The sequence below is a fragment of the Taishania pollutisoli genome, assembly GCF_014518315.1.
GTDB classification, from domain to species: domain Bacteria; phylum Bacteroidota; class Bacteroidia; order Flavobacteriales_D; family Crocinitomicaceae; genus Taishania; species Taishania pollutisoli.
Window position 1 is genome coordinate 338,498 of record NZ_JACVEL010000002.1, and the last position, 26,539, is coordinate 365,036.

General features: G+C 41.7%; 20 protein-coding genes. 8 read left to right on the plus strand and 12 right to left on the minus strand.

The genetic code is table 11. From position 1 onward, the window contains the following. The first annotated feature begins 80 nt into the window (after positions 1-80). Complete coding sequence (locus tag H9Y05_RS04710; RefSeq protein WP_216713634.1) at positions 81-1,265, plus strand: hypothetical protein; 1,185 nt, start codon at positions 81-83, stop codon at positions 1,263-1,265. A 69-nt stretch (positions 1,266-1,334) separates the two neighbouring features. On the opposite strand, the gene H9Y05_RS04715 is transcribed toward H9Y05_RS04710, so the two are convergent. The 3 genes from H9Y05_RS04715 to H9Y05_RS04725 all read right to left on the minus strand — a co-directional run bounded on the left by H9Y05_RS04715 (position 1,335) and on the right by H9Y05_RS04725 (position 7,395). Next, positions 1,335-1,739 (minus strand): 6-pyruvoyl trahydropterin synthase family protein, encoded by a 405-nt coding sequence (locus tag H9Y05_RS04715; RefSeq protein ID WP_163490790.1) that lies wholly within the window; start codon positions 1,737-1,739, stop codon positions 1,335-1,337. A gap of 167 nt (positions 1,740-1,906) precedes the next feature. Next, complete coding sequence (locus tag H9Y05_RS04720; protein ID WP_216713635.1) at positions 1,907-6,181, minus strand: SpoIIE family protein phosphatase; 4,275 nt, start codon at positions 6,179-6,181, stop codon at positions 1,907-1,909. Between the two features lie 47 nt (positions 6,182-6,228). Further along, positions 6,229-7,395 carry a 5-(carboxyamino)imidazole ribonucleotide synthase gene (locus H9Y05_RS04725; protein WP_216713636.1) on the minus strand — a complete coding sequence of 389 codons (1,167 nt, stop codon included), beginning with the start codon at positions 7,393-7,395 and terminating at the stop codon, positions 6,229-6,231. 63 nt (positions 7,396-7,458) lie between these two features. On the opposite strand from H9Y05_RS04725, the gene hpt reads away from it, so the two are divergent. After that, positions 7,459-8,034 (plus strand): hypoxanthine phosphoribosyltransferase, encoded by a 576-nt coding sequence (gene hpt / locus H9Y05_RS16515; RefSeq protein ID WP_317170276.1) that lies wholly within the window; start codon positions 7,459-7,461, stop codon positions 8,032-8,034. 20 nt (positions 8,035-8,054) lie between these two features. Next, complete coding sequence (locus tag H9Y05_RS16520) at positions 8,055-8,627, plus strand: adenylate kinase (protein WP_163490787.1); 573 nt, start codon at positions 8,055-8,057, stop codon at positions 8,625-8,627. An 85-nt stretch (positions 8,628-8,712) separates the two neighbouring features. Here H9Y05_RS16520 and H9Y05_RS04740 read toward each other — a convergent pair whose 3' ends face one another. The 8 genes from H9Y05_RS04740 to gyrA form a co-directional block, all read right to left on the minus strand. Further along, positions 8,713-11,070 (minus strand): TonB-dependent receptor, encoded by a 2,358-nt coding sequence (locus tag H9Y05_RS04740; protein ID WP_163490786.1) that lies wholly within the window; start codon positions 11,068-11,070, stop codon positions 8,713-8,715. Positions 11,071-11,203: 133 nt separating this feature from the next. Further along, positions 11,204-11,854, minus strand: coding sequence for a YggS family pyridoxal phosphate-dependent enzyme (locus tag H9Y05_RS04745; protein ID WP_163490785.1), 651 nt, complete (start codon positions 11,852-11,854; stop codon positions 11,204-11,206). A gap of 25 nt (positions 11,855-11,879) precedes the next feature. Beyond that, positions 11,880-12,488 carry an alpha-ketoglutarate-dependent dioxygenase AlkB family protein gene (locus tag H9Y05_RS04750; protein ID WP_216713637.1) on the minus strand — a complete coding sequence of 203 codons (609 nt, stop codon included), beginning with the start codon at positions 12,486-12,488 and terminating at the stop codon, positions 11,880-11,882. Then, entirely contained in the window at positions 12,475-13,335 is an 861-nt protein-coding gene (locus H9Y05_RS04755; protein ID WP_163490783.1) for a methylated-DNA--[protein]-cysteine S-methyltransferase, read from the minus strand. The genes H9Y05_RS04750 and H9Y05_RS04755 overlap by 14 nt, the downstream gene beginning before the upstream one ends. 76 nt (positions 13,336-13,411) lie before the next feature. Beyond that, entirely contained in the window at positions 13,412-14,515 is a 1,104-nt protein-coding gene (locus tag H9Y05_RS04760) for an alginate O-acetyltransferase AlgX-related protein (protein WP_216713638.1), read from the minus strand. Beyond that, positions 14,515-15,924, minus strand: a complete 1,410-nt coding sequence (locus tag H9Y05_RS04765; protein WP_216713639.1) for an MBOAT family O-acyltransferase — start codon at positions 15,922-15,924, stop codon at positions 14,515-14,517. Before H9Y05_RS04765 ends, H9Y05_RS04760 begins: the two co-directional genes overlap by 1 nt. A 130-nt stretch (positions 15,925-16,054) precedes the next feature. Further along, entirely contained in the window at positions 16,055-17,260 is a 1,206-nt protein-coding gene (locus H9Y05_RS04770) for a tetratricopeptide repeat protein (protein ID WP_163490780.1), read from the minus strand. Between the two features lie 16 nt (positions 17,261-17,276). Next, positions 17,277-19,835 (minus strand): DNA gyrase subunit A, encoded by a 2,559-nt coding sequence (gyrA, locus tag H9Y05_RS04775; protein ID WP_163490779.1) that lies wholly within the window; start codon positions 19,833-19,835, stop codon positions 17,277-17,279. Positions 19,836-20,054: 219 nt separating this feature from the next. Between gyrA and H9Y05_RS04780 the strand changes: the two genes are divergently transcribed. The 3 genes from H9Y05_RS04780 to H9Y05_RS04790 all read left to right on the plus strand — a co-directional run bounded on the left by H9Y05_RS04780 (position 20,055) and on the right by H9Y05_RS04790 (position 24,655). After that, positions 20,055-22,586 (plus strand): ATP-dependent Clp protease ATP-binding subunit, encoded by a 2,532-nt coding sequence (locus H9Y05_RS04780; RefSeq protein ID WP_163490778.1) that lies wholly within the window; start codon positions 20,055-20,057, stop codon positions 22,584-22,586. 85 nt (positions 22,587-22,671) lie between these two features. After that, a complete protein-coding gene (locus H9Y05_RS04785) occupies positions 22,672-23,427 on the plus strand; it encodes an AglZ/HisF2 family acetamidino modification protein (protein ID WP_216713640.1) in 756 nt (251 codons plus the stop codon). Between the two features lie 97 nt (positions 23,428-23,524). Further along, entirely contained in the window at positions 23,525-24,655 is a 1,131-nt protein-coding gene (locus tag H9Y05_RS04790; protein WP_262890163.1) for an N-acetyl sugar amidotransferase, read from the plus strand. On the opposite strand, the gene H9Y05_RS04795 is transcribed toward H9Y05_RS04790, so the two are convergent. After that, positions 24,656-25,081, minus strand: a complete 426-nt coding sequence (locus H9Y05_RS04795) for a DUF983 domain-containing protein (protein ID WP_163490775.1) — start codon at positions 25,079-25,081, stop codon at positions 24,656-24,658. Positions 25,082-25,310: 229 nt separating this feature from the next. Between H9Y05_RS04795 and H9Y05_RS04800 the strand changes: the two genes are divergently transcribed. Together H9Y05_RS04800 and H9Y05_RS04805 are read left to right on the plus strand one after the other, a co-directional pair. Then, positions 25,311-25,853, plus strand: coding sequence for a DNA-3-methyladenine glycosylase I (locus H9Y05_RS04800; RefSeq protein ID WP_163490774.1), 543 nt, complete (start codon positions 25,311-25,313; stop codon positions 25,851-25,853). Then, entirely contained in the window at positions 25,838-26,527 is a 690-nt protein-coding gene (locus H9Y05_RS04805) for a hypothetical protein (protein ID WP_163490773.1), read from the plus strand. Before H9Y05_RS04800 ends, H9Y05_RS04805 begins: the two co-directional genes overlap by 16 nt. Positions 26,528-26,539: the final 12 nt, after the last annotated feature.

Consider the following 26,539-nt stretch of genomic DNA (forward strand, 5'->3'; position numbering starts at 1 on the left):
TTTTTTGGAATAGTTTTTGTAAAATTGTATTGGCAACTAAAAAAGTTTTGCTAACTTTCAACTAAATAAAAAACACAAAGATGAAAAAACAAGTATTCATTGCATCGTTATTTTTTGCAAGTATCGGAGCGGTTACTTTTGCGGGAAGTACTACTGAAAAAATCACTATTGAAGGAAACATCAAAGAAGCAATCTCGGTTACGATTTCTGTTAAAAGCGACAGGGGTCCGGTTGCGGGAGCACTGGTAAAAATCACGCACAACGGAATGACAATTGGGGCGGGAACTTCTGATGCAAATGGAAATGCGGCAATTTCAATCCCATCTTATAATAAGCAATTGGTGCGAATTGATGTCACCCATTCCATGTTTAAGGATGATAAAAAAGTAGATGTTGTGTTAGAAAACGGAGGAACAGTTTCGTTTATCCTGAAGCCGAAAACAGAATCTGTAGATGCAGTAGCTGCAAAAGAAGCTGAGCAGGCAGCACGCCAGGAAGAGGCGCGTAAAGCAACAGAAGAAGCAAACAAACAAAAAGAAGAAATAGCGAAATCTGCTGAACAAACGGCAAAAGATGCTGAAGAAGCGAAACGTCAGGCAGAATTGAGAAGCGCGGAGGCGAAATTAGCTCAGGAAGAAGCAGCAGCGAAGAAAAAAGAGCACGAAGCAAAAATGGCAGCAGATAAGGCAGCCCGGGATGCCGCTACAAAACAGCAACAGGAAGAAGCTGCAGCACGTCGCCAGGAAGCAGAAAACAGCCGTTTAGAAGATGCTAAAAAAGATGCGAAGGTGACAGAGAAAGATGCCAAAGCACAACAAAAAGAGCAGGAAGCACGCCTGAAAGAAGCAGAGCAAAAAGCAGCGGCTCAAAAGGCAGCGGCAAAAGATGAAGAGAAGCGTCAAAAAGAAGCCGAAGCTGCTAAAAAAGCCGCAGAGAAACAGCAGAAGGAAGCTGAAAAAGCGAGAAAAGAAGCTGAAAAATTAGCAAAAGAGGCAGAAAAAGAAGCAAAAGCTGCTGAAAAGGCGAAAAAAGAAGCGGAGAAGTTAGAAAAGAATATTGCGAAGCTGGATAGCGAGCAGGCTAAAATCGACAAATCCCGTGAGAAGCTGAAAAAAGAATCAGATAAGTTGCAAAAAGACCTGAATAAAGGAAAAGGTGACGCAACAAAGATTCAGACCAAAATGACACAGCTGGATGTTGAGCATTCCAAACTGGATGAAAAACAAGGCAAGCTGGATAAGAAAAGAAGCAAGTTGATGAAGTAATTCATTGCTGACAGTATACAAAAAATCCCTTCCAAGAACTTTGGAAGGGATTTTTTTATGTCCAATGGATTAGTGTCCGTCGTATTCCACCCAGTTGTTTTCCGTCTCCGACAAACGGACACTTAATTTTAGGTGTTCGGGAAGTGACTTCCGTAGCAGGTTCCAGATCACCACCGCGATGTTTTCTGCTGTAGGATTCTTTCCTTCAAATTCCGGACAATCCAGATTCAGATTTCGGTGATCAAAGCGATGACTCACTTCTCTCCGGATGATTTCTTTGAGTTCTCCCAGGTCAAAAACATACCCCGTCAGCGGATCAATAGCTCCCTCCACCCATGTTTCCAGGATGTAATTATGCCCGTGATAATTGGGATTGCTGCATTTACCAAATACCGAACGGTTCTTTTCGTCGGTCCATCCCTCAACAAACAACCTGTGAGCGGCATTAAACGTTTCTCTTCTGCAAACTTTCATCAATGTATTGTTCTGATTGACTACAAAATTGAGAAATAATCTCCTTAAACCCAAATGAAAAATGATCCGGGGACTACGCGCGTTATTTTCTGTGTAAAAGAATTACGCGTAATGCGTAGTGAAATTGTACACGTTGTTGTGTTGGAAACAAGAGCTCCGGCCCGGGATTAATTTTTTTCATTGATCCGCAACCCGATAATTGTGACGTCGTCCGTCTGGTCAGTGGTTGATTTCCAACTTTCAAATTCCTCGATGAGGATCTCTTGTTGTGTTTTGAGTGGTAAACTGATGTTCTGCATCAATAGTTCCAGCAATCTCCGGATGGAATATTTCTTTTGTTGTAATCCTCCGAACTGATCATAAAAACCGTCTGTAAACAAATAAATCGTTGTTTCATTGTTAATGGGTTGGTGATGACTCACATATCCTTGAAAATGCGGATGTTCGTCCCCGATGTGCTTGCTGTCTCCCTTTCGGATGCTGAATGATTTTCCGTCGTGAAGCATTAATTTCGATCCGGCACAAGCGTATTCGAGTGTTTTATTGCGCTCATTGTAAACACAAATTGTCATTTCAATACCATCGTTGATACGCTGTTGATTGCCTTCTGACAGCATGTGTTTCAATTTGATGTCCAGTTCATCGAGAATTCTTCCCGGATCAAATGTATGCTTTTCCATGATGATGGAATTCAACAGGTTAATCCCGAGTATTGACATGAATGCTCCGGGAACGCCGTGACCTGTCCCGTCTCCGACAGCAACAATCGTATAATCCCCCAACTGATTACACCAGTAAAAGTCTCCCGAAACAATATCTTTCGGTTTATAAATGATGAAACTCTCAGAGAAGAAATGTTCAATTTTATCCGAAGAGGGAAGAAGATTCAACTGAATCCGCCGCGCATAATTAATGCTCGCGGTAATATCTGCGCTTTGTGCAGCGATGAGGCTGTCTTTTTTGATCTTTTCCGTGATATTCCTTCCCACGACCAGAAACCCGACGACGGTCGAAGAATCCCCGATCGCGTATAGTAGTGTGGCATATTGACCAAACCATTGTAATTGATTTTTTGAATCAATAATCGGGAACTCAAAGTAAGAAACTTTTTTGTGGGATTTTAACTGATTCTGGTAAAAGTCGATCACTACATTCCTGTATTCTTCGGGAATTAATTCCGATACGTTTGTTCCCAAAAGTGAATTTTTGTCCTGGAAGAAATAGTCATTGAACCGGTTATTCAGAAACTGAAAATGACCGTCAATGTCGACCTGGTAAATGAGGTCTTCCGCGTTTTCAACCAAGATTTCATAGGTGTTCTGCAGGTTGATTTTTTCGGTGATATCCTGACCGATCAATACCTTCACGTCTTTCGAAAATTCTTTGCACGACCATTCAAACCAGGAAACTTCATGGCAGGTATTCAGAATAGGAGAGAGAAAGCGTTTTCCGTCTTTAAATTCGGATTTGAGGTCTATTTTTCTGCTTGCTTCCGTCGGCAGGTAGTTATTCATGACTGAAATCGGCTTGTCGAGCAAATCCTTTGACTGGATATCAATGTATTTAGCAATGTTTTTACTAACGTATTTCAGACGTCCTTCCTGATCCATCGCCAATGCTAATACGTTACTTTTATTGATGATTGAGGAGATAAATGCAAGCTGGTGAACAGAGTCGTGACGAATCAGGTTCATAAAAACAGCCAGCAAACCGGAAATAACAATCGGGATGATCAGCAGGTATTTGTCATAATTCAACCCGGAAGAGGAAAGAATGACAGCAATGTTAATCCCGATAAACAGGGCGACGTACAACAAGATGGCCTTTGTCTTTTCAAAAATTAGCGGAGCGACAGAACCGATCAACAGAACAGAGAAACCATAAAACGGATGCAGCGAAGTCATATACATGCTATATATATTAAACAGCATAATGATGGAAAAACAGATGGTAATGATGGCTTTACTGTTTTTGTCGTTTCCGTTTCTTCCGAAATAACGCACTCCGATAAAACCAAAGAACAATAAAACAGCCGTTACCCCGATCAGCAGGTGGTTTACATGAAAAGTGCCGGAAATAAAAGGAGCGATTTCATTGGCGGCAATATGGGAAATGAGTCCGAACAGGATGAGTGTTTGCGCGTATTTCTGAGTGGAATAAACTTCTTCGGAATAGAATAGTTCGAATGTTTCATTTTTCTTTGATCGCAGGTAGAAAATAATGTTCAGCACAATAACGATCAGAATCAATGAGATGATCAGTAGGTTTCCGCGAAGCAAAGGAAGTTTTATATTGACAGGGAAGCGTGCTGTTTCGCTGTATGTAATGCCATCGTATGTTGCCCGCACCTCGATGATGTAAAACCCACTTCTCAGGTTTGAAATAGAAGCCTCATTGATTCCGGACAACGGTTCCCATTTAGTGGTGTGATTAAGAATTCTGTACGTGTATAAGACCGTTTTCATCTTCGGGTTTTTTGATAAGAACCGGAAGGATATGATGGAAGATTCGTAATTGTCAACATCACTTTTCAGGGTGATAACCGGTTTTTGCGGCCGCGGAAGATCTTGCATCAGGTTGAAATCGAGTTGATACATCCCCTCCAGTGTCCCTACCAACGCGACATTACCTTCCTGGAACGAGGAACGCATATGCGTTTCATATCCTTCAAAATCGGTACCTGCGTTGAAACTTCGCTGCCGTAAAATCTTCCCCTGGTCATTTATCTGGATCAGGTTGAGTCCTTTATTTGTTCCGATAATCAGATTCCCGTAGTTATCGGTATTCAAGGTGTAAAAGAGGTAACTGGGAAATAGGGAAGGAGAGCTAAGGGTAAAAATCTCTCCCTGTTTGCTGATCCCGATCAGGCCGGATTCAAGGGTGAACCAATTGGTGCCGAAGATATCTTTAACTGATAGTCCGCAGTAATAACCGAATTCGTGGTTGTCAACTTTTGAAAATAACTCCTTGGTTATCTCCAGCTTGACAATTCCATTGGAAGTTCCCAGGAACAATTCATTTCCATCGGTTGAAAACTGACCGGTATAGATGATCAGTGGTGCATGTCGTTCATATTGGTAATGCCTGATCAACCGGAAATGGTCATCCAGCTTGTAAAGCCCTTCACCATACACCCCGATCCAGATGAACGGTGCCTGGTATCCCATGAACTGTATCTGTTTGTCTGCAGGGATAAAAGGAAGATTTACCCGGGAAAAATCATTGGTGTTGTCGTTGTATACATACATGCCGGTTTTTCCTCCGAAATAGGACTTCCCCCTGATGGTCGCGCTACATAAAAATTCCAGGTCGTGTTTTTTCACATCTTCGATGTAAGGGTTGCCGGAGTACGTCGTATGATGAAAATTGGAAAAAATGACAGAACCTTTCGCGGTTTGGTGTACAAAACTGATTTGCCGGTCTTCAAATTCCCGCTGTAATTCTACTTTGGTGAAGGGTTGAAGACCGATTTTGAATATGCCTGCCAGGTCAGAAGTAAACCAGTAATCACCATTGTAATCGCAGAGCGTTTTTTTGAGGGAGATATTTCGCTGTTGCGTATTCAGAGGAATTTGTTTCAGTGAACAATCCGTTTCTTCAAAAATTTCCCCGTTTTTTCCAAAGAAAGCAAAACAGTCCTTTTTAGGGTTATATACCGCTTCAATAATCGCTGGAATTTTTCCTTTCAGAGAGGTTGAAATTGTTTTTACTTTTCCGTTGAATGCATGGTGATCGAGTACTGCAATCAGTCCCGTTTCAATCGTTTTGTTAAATAAATGCAGGGAATCATTCTTGTAATATCCGAAGGTCATCGTGCTGATTTCTTTATTTCCCGTTTTGAAAAAATCAGACAGCGGCATGAAATTACCAGTGGGTGTATACATGAAATTCCCCTGATTGGTAAGAAAAATGAATCCACGCGGAGTCGCAATTTTCTGAGACACGTATAAGTTGGTTTCAAACTGTTTCGGATTGATTTTTTTTGCCGTTTTGGTGTGCGGATCAAAACTGTAAATCGCTCTTTGAGCAATAATCAGAAGGTGGTCATTATACGCGACAACATCCATATAATCTCCGCTTTGCTCTTGTTGAAATACATTCCGGACTTTTCCGTTGTTGCTGATTCGAAATAACCCTTTGAATTTTGATGTAAAGAAGATGTCGTTATTGAGGATTTCGATTCCGGTGACATGGTGTAACTTATCCTGGTCGGCAGCAATGACTTCATGAAATGCATAGCCGTCGTATTCAACTAATCCTGCTCCCTGGGTTCCGATCAGAATTCCACCGTCAGGTTTTTCTTTAATGGCCCATGTGGTGGTTAAGGGAAGCCCGTTTCTATGCGTCAGATTTTTATAAGAATAGAGCTGCCCGTACACATGTTGAATGCCGGAAAAGAGAGAAAGAAGTAGAATAATAGCCGATAACCGTACTCGCTTCATGAGTACCAAATTAACAAAAAAACGATACGGTTACCGTTATTTGAGAATTATGAGATGACTTTTACGGTTTGTAAGAGTTGTCTGGCGATTTTTTTAGCACGGTCAATGTCCGGTAATGCAACAGTTATATGCCCCATTTTTCGGAACGGTTTGGTTTGTTTTTTTCCGTACAGATGCACATACACTCCTTCTTGCTGCATTGCTTCTGTCATTCCCAGGTACTTCGCATCTCCGTGATATCCGGCTTCTCCTAACAAGTTAATCATTACTCCGGGGAGTACGATTCCTGGAGCACCAAGCGGCAAATCGAGGACAGACCGGAAGTGTTGTTCAAACTGGGAAGTGTAATTACATTCAATCGTATGGTGACCACTGTTATGTGGCCGCGGGGCGATTTCATTAATCAGAAGCTCCCCGGATTCCAGCAGGAAAAACTCAACGGCAAGTATTCCGATCATATCCAGTTGATTGATGACATCAATGGCAATTTCTTTTGCTCTTGCTTCTGTTTCCGGTGAAATAGCTGCGGGAGCAAATAAGAATTCAACGAGGTTCAGTTGCGGATTGAATTCACATTCTACGACAGGGTAAGCCACTGTTTCATTGCGTTCATTCCGAACAACAATAACAGACAATTCTTTGCTGAACGGAACAAATTTTTCAAGAATTCCCGGTGCGTCAAATCCGTTTGGGATATCGGTTTCCGACCGGAGTAATACAACACCTTTTCCGTCATATCCACCGGTTCTTATCTTATTTGCAGCAGGTAAAAAATCGCGATTTTCACGAAGTTCATCCATGTTGTTTACCAAGATGAACGGAGCGGTTGGTAAGTGGTGATCGAGGTAAAACTGTTTTTGAAGTCCCTTGTCTTTAATGATCCGTAAAACACGGGGTTGCGGGAATACTTTTTTTCCTTGTTGTTCGAGTGCTTCAAGCGCCTCGATATTGACATTTTCAATTTCTACTGTCAGCACATCTTTGTCCTGACCAAAATCCAGTACCGTGGCATAATCGGTGATGGAACCTTCACGGAAACTCGTTGCGATGGACTTACAGGGCGCATTCGGATCACCGTCCAGTACGTGAACATCGATGTTGTAAGAGATTGCTTCCTGGATCATCATGCGCCCTAATTGACCGCCACCTAATAAACCCAGTTTTTTTTTCTGGGTATCGAATACATCTGAGTAGACCGGATTTGCTTCATTCATGTGGCAAAGATACATGCGATTTTTACGCAAAAAAACGGATCGCAATTTTTTACGCGAAAAAAAATGAAAAAAATACTAACTTTGGATTTCCTTATTGTGAAAATGAACGAGATTCAAGTGAATGATAAATCCTTTGTGCCTTTCTTAAGTGCGGCTTCCATTCAACATGGAGTAAAAGAACTGGCCACTGCGATCAATAGTGATTACAAAGGTAAAAAAGTGGTATTTGTAGCCATTCTAAACGGAGCATTTATGTTTGCTTCCGACCTGATGAAAGAAATAGACCTGGATTGTGAGATTACCTTCGTGAAAGTAAGCTCCTATAAAGGAAGTGCCTCAACAGGAAGGGTGGACGAATTGATCGGACTCAATAAAAACTTGTCGGGTGCCCATGTGATTATCCTGGAAGATATTGTGGACACCGGGATTACAATGGATAAAATTCACAAGTTAATTGAGCTGCAATACCCGGAGTCGTTGAAAATTTGTACATTGCTTTACAAGAAGGAAGCACATCAGGGGAAGGCCATTCCTGATTATGTGGCGTTTGAGATAGAAAACAAATTTGTTGTGGGATATGGACTGGATTATGATGAGGCTGGCAGAAATCTAAAAGAGATATACCAAATTAAAGAGTAATAAAGTTAAATTTACAGATTATGTTGAACATTGTTTTATTCGGACCTCCCGGAGCGGGAAAAGGAACTCAGTCAGAGAGAATCATTGAAAAATACGGACTCAAACATTTATCTACAGGCGATATTTTCAGAGCAAATATAAAAGGCGAAACGGAACTGGGTAAATTAGCGAAAAGCTACATGGACAAAGGTCAGCTGGTTCCGGATGAAGTAACAATTAAAATGTTGCAGTCAGAATTTAAAAAAGCAGAAAATCCAAAAGGATTTATTTTTGATGGTTTTCCACGTACCAACGCTCAGGCGGAAGCGCTGGATAACTTTTTAAGCTCTGAAGGCACTTCCATTAAAGTAATGTTGGCATTGGATGTGGCAGAAGAAGAATTAAGAGAGCGTTTGAAAAAACGTGCGGAAGTAAGCGGAAGAGTAGATGACGCCAATCCGGAAGTGATTCAGAACAGAATCAACGTCTACAAGGCAGAAACATTACCTGTCAAGGAATATTACCTGAAACAGGATAAATTCATTGAAATTGACGGGATTGGTACGGTAGATGAAATCACCAACCGTCTGTTTACTGCAATTGACAAATTATAAGAAATATCCATAACAGATAGATATATAAAAAAAGACCCGGGAATACCGGGTCTTTTTTGTTGGCGTATTGTTGATCTTTATTCCGTCAGAACTTCCATCCGATACCAAAACTCGGAAGGATCGGGAATTGATAAATAACTTCGTTGGTAATACGATTCACATAGAAGATATTCTTGCGATTGTACACGTTTGTAACACTTGCAATCAATTCTAACTCCATTGCATTCTTGAACAGGAAACGATGTTTTACTGTCATATCCAATCGGTGATAAGAAGGTAAACGGGAAGAGTTAAATTCACCCAGTAAAACGCCCATTGTTGTTGAATTTGACGTTGTATAATCCGTTGTGACACCACCCGGGAAACTCTCCGGTTGATAATATCCCGCTGTTGGTGTGAACGGCAATCCGGAACCAAAGTTCCAGCGAACATCGATTTCTGTATTTTTCTTTTTACCCAAATAATAAGAAGCAACCAGGTTGATGTTGTGACGACGGTCAAATACGGGGAAGTATTCAACAAATCCATCCCATCGTGTCGATTTACTCAATGAATAAACGGCCCATAAATGGAAACGACTCAAATCGTATTTCAATAAGAAGTCAACCCCGTAAGATTCTCCCGATTCGATCAGGAAGTTCTTTTTGTATACATCGTCGATGTCCGCAAATTCAGGAGTGTCATCGTAAATTTTATTCTGATTGATGTTACTCAACTGGTCAAAGTACTTGTAATATCCCTCCACATTCAGAGAGAGGTTTTTCGCAAGGTCAAACTCGGCTCCTAAAATTGCATGCCATGCTGTTTGAAGTCCGTTTCTTGGTGAACGTTCTTTTCCAAACTGGTTTACGAAGTTGGATTGGATGTTCTCCGGTGCGGAAAGCATTCCGTTAAACAAGTTGACAATATCTCTGTCAGATGATGCGGATGTGAAGTTTTGTGTATAACGTCCTCCTGACATTTTCAAACGGATAAATTCAGTGGCGTTGAATTTAACTCCCAAACGCGGCTCCGGTGAAATATTTGCAACAGAAGGGTAGGCCTGTACACGGAAACTCGGTTGCACAACCCATCTTCCTGCAACATACCGGTAACTTACGTATGCTCCGATTTCCGTTGAGAAGTTGGTGTTTTCAATTTTTCGTTTTAATTCATTGTACGTCAGGTAAGACGTGTTGAATCCACTGATGTTTAAACCATAAGTCAACTCACTTTCTTTTTGTAAGAAATAGGTAAAATCGAATGCCAGGTCAAATCCACCGATTTCTGAACTCCTCAACGGGCTTCCGGTTTCCTGGAATGTTGTTTTATAGTGGCTACCTGTCAAACGTCCTTTGATAATTGTTCGGGAACTTGCCGGTACCAACAGGAAGTTGATTCCCCCGCCGGTTGAACTCCAGTCCAAATCAGCTATGGCATAATTAACACTGTCTCTGTTGTGAAATGCAAACGCGCTGAATTTCGTTCCAGCATCTCCGTTAAAGGTAATTTTTCCGTAAACATCCGTAAACGTATAGGGCATTCCCGCTCCGGATGAAGTACTCATGTTATTGATGTTTCTGTAGAGCGTTTTAGAGGTGTAATCCAATAAACTGTGTTTTGCTGATAAGATATATGAACCGGATCTCGGAGAACCATCTGCTTTTCGTTTTCCCAACGGACCTTCCAGAACAGCTTTTGCCATGAAAGGTGAGGCAGACACTTTTCCTCCGAACTTCTGACGGTTACCGTCCCGGTAGGTAATGTCCATGATGGATGAAATTCTTCCTCCGTATTTTGCATCAAAACCACCGGTATAAATATCCGTGTTTTTGATCAGTTCCGTTTCGAAAACAGAGAAGAAACCAATGGTGTGAAATGGTGAATAGATGGTCATACCATCCAGCAATATTTTATTTTGAATAGGCGTCCCCCCGCGTACATACAACTGACCTCCCTGGTCACCTGTGGTAATCACTCCCGGCGTAATACTCAATGCTCCGATGATGTCATTTTCCGCCCCGATGGTCGGGATACGCTCAATTGCCGCCTTGTCCAGACTGATCTTTGAAACTTGTACCTGTGTTTTATTGCGCTGTGCTTCGGCAGTAATGGATACACCTTCTATTTTCTGAACATTTTTGATCTTTTCCAGGTTGAATTTCAACTCGGTAATGCCATCTGCTTTTGTGACACTTACAGGATGTTCGATTAATTCATAGTCAAGCGTTTCAATGGACAGGTAGTATTCTCCTTTCGGAACACTGGGAATGGAGAATAATCCATAGACATCTGTCATTGCACCACCGAAAAGCGTACTGTCTTTTTTGAAGAGTTTTACTTTCTCAAACGAAACAGGTTCACCGTTTTCTTTGTCGTAAATGAATCCACGAATGTTATGGGTTTGTCCAAATGATACTGCTGATAAAACCAGAGATAAAAAGGAGAATAAGAAAAATTTCATAAACAGTCTTATAAAAAAATATAAAAAAACAGATTACGAATGTACGACTTTCTGTTTTAAAATAAACGTATGCAGTGCATTTTTAATTTAAAATGCACGGATTATTGATTAAGCGGCTTAAATGGAGTTGCGACTACCTGGTTCCGAAGATTAAACTGCCGACCCGAACAAGTGTACTGCCCGCTTCAATGGCAAGTTTGTAATCACCGCTCATTCCCATTGATTTTACATCAAATGACGGTTGGTCGTTAAAATAGGTATGTTTGAGAAACAGAAACAGCTCCGCCAGTGACTGAAACTCGTTGCGTATCTGATCCGGATTATCCGTAAAGGTGGCCATTCCCATGACACCTCGTATGCGAACGTTGGTCAATTGCAGGAATGTTTCATCTTCAAGCAGGTTGATCGCTTCTTCGCGGCTAAGTCCGAATTTAGAGGTTTCCTGTGCAATGTGAAATTGCAGCAGGCAATCAATAACACGGTTGTACTTTTTGGCTTGTTTGTCAATTTCAACGAATAATTTCAGGCTGTCAACAGCGTGAATCATCTGCACGAAAGATGCAATGTATTTGACTTTATTGGTCTGCAAATGACCGATTAAATGCCATTCAATGTCTTTGGGAAGTGCTGTGTACTTTTCCGTAAGTTCCTGTACTTTATTCTCTCCGAAAATGCGTTGTCCCTGGTTGTAGACTTCAAGAATTTCCTCCACAGATTTTGTCTTGGATACAGCGACTAATGTCACTTCATCGGGGATATTGGCAATAACTTCCTGGTAACTCATAGCCTTGCAAAAATAATGTATTTCTTCAATATTCAATTACTCTGAAGGTGAGGTTAACACGTGATTCTGTAATTTTTTTGGTTGGTGGTAACCGGTGCAGCCAATAGGTTTGAGTAGTATCCTTCATCAGGAGTAAACTTCCGTGTTCCAGTACCAGGTCTACCTTTTCCTGCGAATATTTGTGTTTGAATGAAAATTTTCGCTCCGCCCCGAAGCTCACAGAAGCAATCGTTCCGTCTTTTTTGAGGTCTTTTTCACCGTCACTGTGCCACGCCATTCCTTCATCACCTGTATGATACAGGTTGAGCAGGCAGGAATTAAATGATTCCCCGGATCCGGCTTCTACTATCTCTTTTAATTCCAATAATGTTTTTGTCCATGGCGTAGCGGTTTTTGTCGTATTGGAATACGTGTAACTAAACGATGAATCGCCATACCAGGCAACTTTTCGTTTGGTAATGATTTTTTTTCCGAAAATCACCGCTTCGTCGTTTTTCCACTCAATGGTGTCCAGCAATTCACGGAAATACCGATCTGCTGCATCTGCTGATACGATTTTGCCGAAGTAATGAACAGTTCCGTCTTTGGGAAGCAGGTTCATTGTTTTATTTATTTCGTCATCAAAGAGTTTCATCACTGCTGTTTATTTGTGCATGTTCCCAACCGATAATCGCTGTTTTTCGTGTCGGTCCCCACATGTATCCGCCAAAAACGCCGGACGACTGAATGACTCTGTGGCAAGGAATCAAAAAGGCAACCGGGTTGCTTCCGATTGCTGTTCCTACGGCGCGCGAAGCAGTTGGCTGATGAATCGCTTCAGCTATTTTCCCGTAAGTAGCGAGATGACCCAGTGGTATTTTTAGCAAGCTCTCCCATACTTTGAGTTGAAAATCAGTTCCTTTCAGATGTAACTTTACCTGTTGCGGATGATTCCAGTCGTGTTCGAATATTTTCAGGGCGTTTTTTTGGAGTTCGTCTGTTTGCCGGGAGAAGGATGCGTTCGGAAATTTAGCCACCAGGTCGTTGAGTGCTTTTTCCGGGTTGGAATCAAATGCCATGTAACAAATCCCTTTCGGTGTCGACGCAACAATTACATTTCCAAACGGACTCTCTGAAAATTCAAAGTTGATCTGAAGGTCTTTCCCTCCGTTTTTATATTCGGCAGGAGTCATTCCCTCGATGGTAACGAACAGGTCGTGCAGCCTGCTGGTACTGGATAATCCTGTTTCATGCGCGACATCAAACAAGGATAGCTGCCGGTCTTCATTGATCAATTGCTTGGCATGCTCAATGCTGATATACTGGAGGAATTTTTTCGGACTTGTACCTGCCCAATCCTGGAATAATCGCTGAAAATGAGAGGGACTGAGGTGAATTTTTTCCGCGACTTCATCTAAATTGGGTTGTCCCCTGAAGTTGTCCCGAATGTATTCGATTGCCGCCTCGATCCGTTGATAATTTATGTGTTCTGTTGCATCCATTTTACCGGTTTTGATAACAAAGTTGGGGCTATTTTTTGTATTTTAAAATCCGAATCTTGCTGAAATACTTCTCAACCTACCGGAAAAGGTAATTGATTCTTCTTGGAAATCCAAACCCGAACACCTGGAGATTTGTAATGTCATTCACCAATAAAATGCAATCCGCTTCTTTCATCGCATCTTTTATTTTATGAATATCGAAAGGGATTAATTCCAGATCACTATTGTAAGTTCTGCTAAAATAATAATGGTAGAAACTATCGTCCGTAAACATGGCTTTTCGGGCTCCCGAATTTTGAATAGTGAGGAAGAAACTGTCTCCTATAATGACTGCCTTTAATCGTTTTTTGCCTTTTTTAGGAGTAATGATAACGTCCCTTAAGCGCGTGTCTTTTGGTTTTACCAAAATATTCCGCAATAATTCGAGGTCCAGGTCATCCACGTTGAAACCATTGTGATAGACGGTGTCATAGCTAAATGAATCATAGTGTTCCTGCTTGACAGAACTGATGTATTTCATTAAACTGTCAGCTGCTACAGTTGATGCGTAGGATGTCCAGTGAATCCCTCCTTTTGCAAAAATGGCAGGTATTTCCGATCGGTTGTTTAGAAAATAATGATTAAAATCAATGTGATGGAGTTGCTTTTGTTTTAATCCGGCTAAGACATAGTGGTAATTGGTTTCTTTTGAACGTGTCCGGTTGCGCTCAGGAAGAAACTGTTGATAATAATGATGTTTAGAAGGAGGGATAATGGTAATGACAGGAATAGAATCACCCAGGTAGTGTTGTAGCTGAACAATTTCGTCAAGTGTATGTTCGATGGAGTCTTTTCCTATAAAATTGGAGGCATCGTTAAATGAAGGGATATAAAAGCGGAAGTAGTAATCTCCGAATTTATAGATGTTATTGGCATTGATTTTTCCAAATAATGTGTACTGATATTGATTTCGGAACCGAAGCAGGTATGTTCTTGAAACCGAATGATCCATTAACTTTTTTTCAAATTGATGTTGAGCGGATCCGTCCAGCCAGGAACCTGAAACGGAATCTTGTTGTTCCTCGACCCCAAACACATGTGCTTTCGGTATACCGGGCAGGTGGTTGACAAGCAATGGCAGAAACAACAACCCCATTAGTGTCAATGCAATATAGCGATATGTTGAGGAGCGTGTTTTCATCAGAATTTAAAATAAATAAACGGATTAAAACTTCCTGTAACTACATGCGACAGCGATATGAAAAATAAGATTCCGGCAATGAATAAGTAAATCAGGCTGGTTTTGATATTTCGGATCTGTGTCAACTTCAGGTAATAGAGCCTGCTCAATTTAGTCATTCCCAATAAAACAATCATTGTTGCAATGAAAACATGACTGTTGAAGTAAAATAAGTCTGCGCTATCCATAAACTCAACAGACTCGAAGCGGTACATTGCTGTCAGGTGATTCCACGCTTCCGAAAATGAATCTGCATCAAACAAGACCCAGCCGTGAAGCACAATAATAAAGGTAATGAGCATCCGCAGGAAGGAAGTGGATTTTTGTAAGCGAAACAGCCGTTCAATGATCAGCCAGCAACCGTGAAATACTCCCCAGAGGATAAAGTTCCAGGAAGCGCCGTGCCACAATCCGCTTAGTGTAAATACAATGAATAAATTGAGGTACATCCGATTGGTACCGACCCGGTTTCCTCCCAGGGGAATGTAGAGGTAATTGCGCATGAAATCACCCAGTGAAATGTGCCATCTTCTCCAGAATTCCGTAATGGATTTGGAAAGATACGGCCGGTTAAAGTTCTCCGGTAAGCGGAAACCAAACATCGTTCCCAGCCCGACAGCCATGTCTGAATATCCTGAGAAATCAAAATAAATTTCAAATGTATAACAAAGGGCAGTCATCCATGCGATCGAAGTTGAGGAAGTCTGCAGCACAGTGGTATCCCAATTGTGTAATAAATCCCCGTATTCGGAAAGTACATTAGCGATCAATACTTTTTTGGCTAATCCGATGGAAAAGCGATAAAACCCGTTAATGACGTTTTCCAGCCGGTCCTTCCGATGAGAGAGTTGCGGGGCGATTTTTTTATACTTGACGATCGGACCGGCAACCAATTGCGGAAAAAAGAGAATAAACAACCAGTAGTTGAACATACTCTTTTGCGGTTTTGCTTCTTTTCGGTACACATCAACACCATAGGTAATGGAGTGGAAGGTATGAAATGATATTCCGATCGGAAGCGCGATGGCAGCCCATTGTATTTGCTGTAAACCTGTCTGTTCGAGCAACAGGTTGAAGTTGTCAATGAAAAAATTGAAGTATTTATAATAACACAGGAGTGCCAGGTTGATCGTTACGTAGAGAACCAGGTAAAATTTCGGGCGTTCGGAGTTATGAATCCGGTGAACGACATAAAAATTAATCCCGCTGACCAACAGCAAAATCCAAATGAAATCGGGAGCTCCCCACCAGTAAAGGAAGATGCTTCCGGCCAGTAAAAGGCCATTGCGGAGAATTGTTGGTGAACAAAAATAAATAAGGAGGATCAGCGGTAGAAAATAAACCAAAAAGATACCGCTTGAAAATGTCATGTCCTTCCTAACTGATTGTTGTTGAAATATGGAAGCAAATATAACGGTATTTACAGAATTACGAAGGGAGAAAACAAAAAAGAGGACTCCTGATGAAGTCCTCCTCTAACAAAATTTAAAATTCACTCATTTACTTCGCCTTGTCATATCGGGCTTTGTAATCCTGAGCTTTTTCAGTGTTACCTAAGTTCTGATTGATTTGAAACAAAATCAACAATACGTTTGCATCATTTGGTTGTTTCTCAATATATTTTTCAAGGGGACCAAGTGCTTTTTTATACAAATCCTGGCTTTTGGACAACATTACATCATAATTGAAGTCATTCGGATCCAGGTCATTTGCTTTGTCGCGTAGAGTCGTTGCCCACGTTACGTAGTGTGCTCCTAAGTTATATTGTGCTTCCAGGTAATTCGGATCAATTTCCAATGCTTTCAGCAATGCTTCTTCCGCTTTTTCGTTTTGTCCCAGATCCGTATAAATCGTACCGATAATGTAGTGCAACTGTTTGTTCTTCGGATCAGCGGCAATTGCGTCATTCAAGGATTTTTCAGCGGCAACGTTATCTCCTAATGTCATGTTCAAACGAACCTGCTCCAATAGAATTGTTTTGTCGTTCCCCAGCTTCGCTCTTCCCTTTGCCAGAATCTCTTTTGCCTTGTCGTAGTCTTTGATTTTTGTATACGCCCCTGCTGCCAATGCATATCCTTCTCCACCGTGGTAACCGATTTCTGCCAGTTCGCTGTATGCTTCAGCAGCTTCTTTATCCATGTTTGCTTTTTCAAAACACAATCCCGCGTTGAACAAGTTGGAAGTATCCGTTACATTCTTAGCTGTCGTGATTTTGTAGATGTAATAAAACGCAGCCCCTGCTTCAGCATATTTTTCTTCTTCGTAAAATTTTCCTGCCATCGGAGCTAGCATACCTACCTGCATATTCACCGAATTTTCGATGTCCGGACGGAATTTTTTGTCTTTCGTATAGCTTTCTTTCAATGCGGCAATCGACACTTCAAATGCATCCGGCCCGAAATTTTTGATCACAAAATTTGTATCGCCAGTCATCATAGCAACCTGAGCTGCTGCACCGTAAATTTCACCTTTGTAATACAACGTTTTTGATGTTCCTTTTGTATCCGGGTGTTCTGACGCCAGGTCGATGTATTTTTTAGCATTCAGCAATGCTGTTTTAGCATCGTCTATTTTTCCTGTCATAAGTGCCGGCTGGTACTTTTGTTTGAATTCAACGGCCGCACTGGTTTCATTCGTTTTTTGAGCAAAACTCATTCCGGAAGCAAGAATACATCCGGCTATAAGTGTAAATGATCTTGTTTTCATTTTCAATAACATTTAATTATTCTTCATTTCCATCTTCAATAGTTGTGCCATTCTCATTAGACACATCTCCTTCCGGTGCTTCCGTACCCTCATATCCTTCTTCATCTTCCTCCTCATCACTTCTGGGTACACGCGCAATCGCAGCGATTTCAGCATTTCCTTTCAGATTGATCAACCGGACACCCTGAGCGGCGCGTCCCATTGTCCGAATCGTATCGATGTGCATTCGGATTGTTACCCCAGATTTTGTAATGATCATCAGGTCTTCTTCATCCGTCACATTGTTGATTGCCAATAACGGTCCTGTTTTATCCGTAATGCTGAGTGTTTTCACTCCTTTACCTCCACGGTTCGTGATTCTGTAGATCGGCTCGTGATCTTCCGGATCGTTCAGGAAGGTACGTTTTCCATATCCTTTTTCAGATACAACCAGTACAGTCGAGTAGACATCTTCCACGCAAATCATTCCCACAACGGCATCTGTTTTGCTGGTCAGTGTAACTCCGCGCACCCCTGAAGCATTTCGACCCATCGGGCGAACGGTTGACTCGTTGAAACGAATCGCACGACCTTCTCTTGTTGCCAATACGATTTCGTTTGTTCCGTTTGTCAATCGTGCTTCCAGTAATTCATCTCCGTCACGTACCGTAATGGCATTGATTCCGTTTGTTCTCGGACGGGAATATGCCTCCAGTGAAGTTTTCTTGATCACTCCGTTCTTGGTACACATGATGATGTAGTTGTTGTCTACATATTCTTTATCTGTCAGATCCTGTACTTTCACATATGCTTTGATCTTATCGTCCTGTTCAATGTTGATCAGGTTCTGTACAGCTCTTCCTTTTGATGTTTTGTTTCCTTCCGGAATTTCAAACACACGCATCCAGAAACATTTTCCTTTTTCTGTAAAGATCAACAGGTAATTGTGATTGGTAGCAACAAATAATTGCTCCAGGAAGTCTTTATCCCGTGTTGCAGAGCCTTTTGATCCCATTCCACCTCTGTTCTGTACTTTGTATTCAGAAAGACTGGTACGTTTGATGTATCCGGCATGTGAAATTGTTACGATTACTTCTTCATCCGGGATCAAGTCTTCAATGCGCATTTCGCTTGCCGAATATTCGATGGTCGAACGACGCTCGTCTCCGTATTTCTCTTTTACATACGTTAATTCGTCTTTGATAATCTGCATTCTGCGTTCTTTTTTCGCCAGAATGTCTTTCAAATCTGCAATTAAAGCAACCAAATCAGCATATTCTGCACGCAGTTTATCTTGCTCAAGACCTGTTAATTGTCTCAAACGCATTTCAACAATCGCTCTGGATTGAATTTCGGACAAATTGAATCGTACGATCAATTGTTCACGTGCTTCTTCCGGGCTTTTTGATGCACGGATAATAGCGATTACTTCATCGATGTTGTCCGAAGCAATGATTAATCCTTCTAAGATATGCGCCCGCTCTTCTGCTTTCTTTAATTCGAATTGCGTACGGCGGATCACTACTTCGTGACGGAATTCAATGAATTGCGCCAGGATTTCTTTTACATTCAGCAAACGTGGTCTTCCGTCAACCAAACAGATGTTGTTAACCGAAAAGGACGTCTGAAGAGATGTGTATTTGAATAATTTATTTAAAACGACATTTGGAATGGCATCACGCTTCAATTCATAAACGATACGCATACCATTTCGGTCAGATTCATCGCGAATATCGGAGATGCCTTCTATCTTTTTGTCATTGACCAAATCCGCTGTTCGCTTGATCATTTCCGCTTTGTTAACCTGGTAAGGGATCTCGGTTACAATGATTTGCTCTCTTCCCTGGTATTCTTCAATTTCTGCTTTGGCACGGATCACAACACGTCCCCGACCTGTTAACAACGCTTCTTTTACGCCTTCGTATCCGTAGATGATTCCACCTGTCGGGAAATCCGGTGCTTTGATGTAATGAAGTAATTCTTCGTCTTCAATATCATTGTTGTCAATGTAAGCAATTGCACCGTCAACAACTTCTCCCAGGTTGTGTGGCGCCATATTGGTTGCCATTCCCACCGCGATCCCGGAAGAACCGTTCACCAACAGGTTTGGTATTTTGGTCGGTAAAACAGAAGGTTCACTTAAACTTTCATCGAAGTTTGGTGTAAAATCAACCGTATCTTTGTCCAGATCGTCCAGCATTTCTTCTGCAATCTTACGCAATCGCGCTTCTGTATAACGCATTGCCGCAGGACTGTCCCCGTCTACAGATCCGAAGTTACCTTGTCCGTCTACCAACGGATAACGCAATGACCACGGTTGAGCCATACGTACCATTGTGTCATATACTGAAGAGTCACCGTGCGGGTGGTATTTACCCAACACTTCTCCTACAATTCTCGCTGATTTTTTGTGTGGTCTGTTTGAGAATACTCCTAATTCCTGCATTCCAAAAAGTACCCTTCTGTGAACCGGTTTGAAGCCGTCACGCACATCAGGTAGTGCACGCGATACAATCACTGACATTGAATAATCAATGTAAGCTGACTTCATTTCGTTTTCAATGTTAATCTGGATTATTCTTTCTCCGTCTGCCATCTTGTCACTTAATTTAATTATTGCACACTATTTGTGCAGTTATAAAGCAAACGCCGAAATTAGTTATTTTGTAGATATGAAAAACGCTAAAAAAAGGTGAATTACTAACAAAATTCTGTGGAAAATACGGTTTTTTGGGGAGTTATTAACAATTTTATTTTTTTAATTTTGTAAACAAGGATAAATACGCAATTTTATCCATTGAAAACGAGTAAGAGTATGGAGGCTAAATTTTCACCTAGAGTAAAAGATGTCATCGGATACAGCCGGGAAGAGGCACTGCGCCTTGGGAACGATTTTATTGGTGTAGAGCATCTGTTGTTGGGACTTATCCGGGAAGGGGATGGTACGGCCATTCGGATTTTAAATGAATTCAATCTTGATCTGCGGCACATCCGTTCAGAGGTGGAATCCAGTCTGATTAAATCGAACCAGGTATTCAGCAATGCAGGACAAATTCCGTTGGTAAAGCAAGCGGAGAAAGTACTGAAGATGACTTACCTTGAGTCGAAATTGTTTAAAAGCGCGATGATCGGTACCGAACACCTGTTGTTGTCTATCCTGAAAGCGGAGGACAGTGTCGCGTGTCGCGTGCTGAATAAGTACGGTGTGATTTATGATAATGTAAAAGACGAATTAGAGACAATGATGACAGAACATAATGACGAAATAAATGCAGCTCCGAGGGCAGAATTTCCGGGGTCCGGAGAGGACGAAGGACAAGATTCGTTTGGTGCTCAGAGGAGACAGGCAGATCCGAAATCAAAGACACCTGTGTTGGATAATTTTGGAAGGGACCTGACAAAAATGGCGGAAGCCGGGCGTTTGGACCCGATTGTAGGCCGTGAGAAAGAAATTGAGCGTGTCAGCCAGATTTTATCCCGCAGAAAGAAAAATAATCCGATCCTGATCGGTGAACCGGGGGTTGGAAAAAGCGCTATTGCAGAAGGACTGGCGTTGCGTATTGTACAACGAAAAGTTTCCCGGGTCTTGTTTAACAAGCGGGTGATTTCTCTTGACCTGGCTTCACTGGTTGCAGGAACAAAATACAGAGGACAGTTCGAAGAACGCATGAAAGCAGTCATGCAGGAAATTGAAAAAAATCCGGATATCATTTTGTTCATTGATGAAATTCACACCATTATCGGAGCGGGAGGAGCTTCCGGGTCACTGGATGCATCCAATATGTTCAAACCGGCATTGGCACGTGGTGAAATGCAGGCAATCGGAGCAACAACACTGGATGAATACCGTCAGTATATCGAAAAAGACGGTGCATTGGAACGCAGATTCCAAAAAGTAATTGTAGAACCGACAACAATTGAAGAAACGATTCAGATTCTGAATAATATCAAGGAGCGTTACGAAGATCACCATTCGGTAACATATACACCGGAGGCAGTCGAAGCATGTGTCAAATTGACAGAGCGCTACATTACCGATCGCCATCTGCCGGATAAGGCGATTGATGCACTGGATGAGGTGGGTTCCCGTGTGCACATCACAAATATCAACGTTCCCAAGGAAATTGTTGACATAGAAGAACAAATCGAAAGTCTGAAAGACGAGAAAACGGAAGTTGTAAAATCTCAACAGTATGAAAAGGCTGCTGAACTTCGTGATAAGGAGCGTAAATTACAGGAACAGCTGGAGGTGGAGAAACGCAAATGGGAGGAGGAATCTAAAAACAACCGTGTTGTCGTGACGGAAGATCACGTGGCAGAAGTTGTTTCCATGATGTCAGGAGTTCCCGTAACGCGTGTATCTGAATCGGAAACAGCGAAGCTGGCGACTATGGCGGATGACCTCAAAGGAAGTGTGATCGGACAGGATGAAGCCGTTAATAAAGTTGTAAAAGCGATTCAGCGAAACAGAGCGGGATTGAAAGATCCGAACAAACCGATCGGTTCGTTTTTCTTCCTCGGGCCAACAGGGGTCGGGAAGACACAATTGGCGAAAGTACTGGCAAAATACCTGTTTGATTCAACAGATGCATTGATTCGTATCGATATGTCGGAATACATGGAGAAATTCTCAATTTCCCGATTGGTCGGAGCGCCTCCGGGATATGTGGGATATGAAGAAGGTGGTCAGTTGACGGAAAAAGTGAGAAGAAAACCGTACTCCATTGTGTTGCTGGACGAAATTGAAAAAGCACACCCGGATGTATTCAACCTGTTGTTGCAAGCATTGGATGACGGACACATGACGGACGGATTGGGAAGAAAAATTGATTTCAAGAACACCATTCTGATCATGACTTCAAACATCGGTGCACGTCAATTAGCTGATTTCGGATCCGGAGTGGGATTTGGAACGAAGGCGAAAGAAGAAGCGCGGGATGAAAATGCACAGGCTGTTGTTCAGAATGCGTTGCGAAAAGCGTTTTCACCGGAGTTCCTGAACCGGGTGGATGATATGATTATGTTTAACTCTCTGAAACGAGAAGATATTCACAAGATTATTGACCTGGAACTGGCGAAATTGTACTCTCGTTTGAATAACTTAGGTTACCAGATTGAATTGACGGAGAAAGCAAAAGATTTCATTGTAAACAAAGGGTATGATGAAAAATTCGGAGCACGTCCGTTGAAAAGAGCAATCCAGAAGTACATCGAAGATCCGTTGGCGGAGGAAATTATTAAATCTTCTCTCCACGAAGGTGACACAATAAAAATGGACCTGAATCAAGCCGAAGACGGATTGTCCGTTGTGATTGAGAAAGGAAAATCCAAGCAAAAAGCGAAATAATCAGTTATCAATACAATAAGAAAGTGGGCGAAGTGAAAACGAAGCCCACTTTTTTTAGCCCCTTGCCCACAAATTCAGTTATTTCATGCCGAGATTGCGCATCATACCGGTTTTACTGCTTTCAGAAAGAGGATTGGTAAAATCAATCAAATTTAAAGAACATCGTTACATTGGAGATCCGATTAACGCTGTGCGTATTTTTAATGACTTACATGCTGATGAACTGGTGTTTCTTGACATTGAAGCAACCCGGAAAAAACGCTTGATTTCTACCGAACTGATAACGGAAATCGGAGAAGAAGCCAATATGCCCTTCGCCGTCGGAGGAGGAATCAACACGCTTCAGCACATCCAGGACATTATCAGCTCAGGAGCCGAAAAAGTAGTGATCAGCACAGCAGCAGTCACACACCCTGAATTTATCCGGGAGGCGGCGATTACATTCGGATCATCAACCATTGCCGTTTGTATGGATGTCCGAAAACCCTTCCTGAAGAGCAACAAAGTATACAGTCATGCGGGGACAAATGCATCCGCTTACTCCCCGATTGAATTTGCCCAATTGATGCAGGAAAAAGGGGCGGGGGAGATCATCGTTCAATCTGTTGATAAAGACGGAACGATGAGCGGATATGATATTGAACTCATTCACTCCATTTCCGAAGTAACAACAATTCCCGTGGTTGCATTGGGGGGGGCAGGAGATTACCACGACTTGTCAATGGTTCACCGGGAAGGATATGCAAGTGCTTCTGCTGCAGGAAGTTTGTTTGTGTATCAGGGCAAGAAAAGAGGAGTGTTGATCAACTATCCTGAAAAAGGTGAAGTAGACCTGGGGTAACCGCTTCAGGGCTGTTGTATGAATATTGCTTTCGGCAAATGCCAATTAATAAATTAATTGTTTTATTTTTGTCGACACTGAAAAATTAATGCATCTTATGAATACGCCATATCAAATATGTGTTCGTTGTGTAATGGATACAACTGACCCGCACATTTCATTTAATGATAACGGGGAGTGTAACCATTGTACAGAATTCATAGATGTTCGCTCCAAATACCAGTACAACCCCGAAAAATCCGAACACGAATTTCAACAGCGCATTTCCACAATCAAAAAAGATGGAGCGGGTAAAGAATATGACGTCGTACTCGGCTTGAGTGGAGGAATTGACAGTTCATACGCGGCATATATCTGTAAGCAGAATGGATTGAGGGTGTTGGCAGTTCATCTGGACAACGGCTGGAATTCGGAAGAGGCCGTTCAGAATATTAAGAACATTGCCCGGAAATTGGGAATAGATTATGAGAGTTTTGTATTGGATTGGAATGAATTCAAGGATTTACAACTGGCTTTTCTGAAAGCAGGAGTTCCGGAAGCAGAGACGCCTACTGATATTGCTATCCCTGCGGTTCTCCACAAAACGGCTGCCAAATACGGCATAAAGCACATTGTGAGCGGAGGTAATTTTGCGACAGAGGGAATCCTTCCTAAACACTGGCATTACAACGCGAAGGATATGCGTTATTTCAACAGCATCTACAAGCAGTTTGGGACCCGTTCGCTTAAAACATTCCCGACCTTCGGATTTAAAAAAGAAATGTACTACAAACTGGTGAAAAAAATCAACTTCTTTTATGTACTGAATACGGTTCCCTACAACAAAGAAGATGCGATGGCTTTCCTGGAAAAAGAGCTGGGATGGAAGTACTACGGAGGAAAACATTATGAATCCAAGTACACCGGGTTTATACAATCGTACTACCTGTACGAAAAATTTGGGATTGATTACCGACGCGCAACGCTGGCGACGCAAATCTGTAACAAAGAAATTTCCCGGGAGCTGGCGTTGGAACTCCTGCAGTCAAAGCCTTACTCTGATGAAAAAGTAGAACAGGAAAAGGCATATATCGCTAAAAAACTAGGAATCTCCAGGGAGGAATTTGACCGGATTCTTTTGCAACCCGCAAAATGGTATACCGATTATCCCAATGATGAAAAACGACTGAAATTTATTTATGATACCTACCGGAAACTTTCCAAAAAAGAAAAATTAGGTAGTTTCTGATCAGGCAGTTTTGCCGGGAACAACGTGTTGTTTTTGTTTGTACTCAGCAGCTGCGTCTTTGTTGTAACGGATAAAAATATTGGCCCATACAATTTTTGACAAGGCATAGTTGAACGGAGCTGTGATGATAGAAATCACACCGACAATAATCAACATGTTCCAGACGTCAATACTTCGGAAGATGAGGTAGTACAGTACGATAACGGCAACAAACAGGGCAACTCCGAATGCGTAAGAGACATACATGGCGCCAAAGTAAAATCCGGGCTCTTTCGATAGTTTCATGCCGCATTCAGAGCAATGTTCATGCGGTTTTCCCATGTTTTTGAAATCATACGGGTGAGAAATGAAAAAATCACCTTCCTGACATTGCGGGCATTTGAACTTTACAATGCTGTACATTTTAGATCCTTTCTGAAGTGCCATCTCTGATTTGTTTAATAATTATACTGCAAAATTACATATAAACCCGAGTAAAAAAAGGGATTTCAAAAAGGTATAAAAACTTTTTGAAATTGTATAAGCCATCTTTTTTGTGTGTATGACGGATGGGATGTAAAGCGCATATCCGGATGAATTGAAAAAATGAACCTGCATTATAAAATATTAAGAAACGGGATGCGTTTTATACCTCATAACATCATATCTTTGTTACATGTCATATTGTGATTTTTGTAAAAACTTACCGGAAGGCCACATTCACCGCGTATATCATGATACAAAGTATGGTTTCCCCATTGTAGATGATAATGAGTTATTTGGACGCTTGCTGTTGGAAATCAACCAGGCAGGATTGTCCTGGGACATTATTCTCAAAAAAGAATCCTCATTCCGAACAGCATACAGCGACTTTCGCATTGAAAAAGTTGCGGCTTATACCGAGCAGGACAGGGAGCGTTTACTGAATGATCCCGGTGTTATCAGAAACCGGCTGAAAGTGAATGCTGCAATATACAATGCGCAGCAAATACAAGCCATTCAGGAAGAAAGCGGCTCGTTTAAACAATGGTTGGATGATCAGGGGCTGACGACCAAAGAAGCGTGGGTGAAACTGTTTAAAAAGCGTTTTAAATTCACAGGAGGAGAAATCGTCAACGAATTTTTAATGAGCACAGGATATTTAAAAGGCGCACATATTGAAAAATGCACTATTTTTGATGAAGTGATAAAAAACAAACCAAAATGGTTAGAGCAGTAAAAAACACACTATTAGCTTCATTTTTGCTGGCTGCAGGAACTGTTTCTGCACAATTCAGCTTGGGGGGAGGACCGAGTTTTATGTTTGAATTCGGAAATGGTAAGCCGTTTTACGGATTACATTTTAATGTTGAAATTCCAAGGAATAACGAAGTAACGTTTTATGGTCGGGCAACTTATTTGTTTAACCAGAATAAAGCAGAATATATCGGAGATCTGGCAGCAATCGCAAAAGATGCGAACACCGACCCGCAATGGGTCAATGTATCCCTGGAAAATGTTACTTCTATCGGTTACTTCATGATTGACGGAGGAACCCGTTATTACCTGATCAACGGATTTGACGAAGGGTTTTCATTGTATGGTGGAACAAACCTGGCGTTGATCGTCAATTCCGTAAAATATGGAAATCGATTCGGGGAATACGATAAGGAAAAGTATACGCTGGACATGACACAATATCCCGAAGGACGGGAAAAAGGAACAATTATCCGGTTGGCAGTAGGGTTTACAGGAGGTATCAAATACACGATACCTGCTTTCGGAAGTTTTTATCTTGACTTCAATCCCCAGTTGACGTTGTTCGGAATTCCAAGTACACAAGGAATTCCAAGCTCCGTATACAAGCCGGTATTTTTTAATTTTAATATCGGTTACAGAAGAGAACTCTATTGACCGGATTGAAAA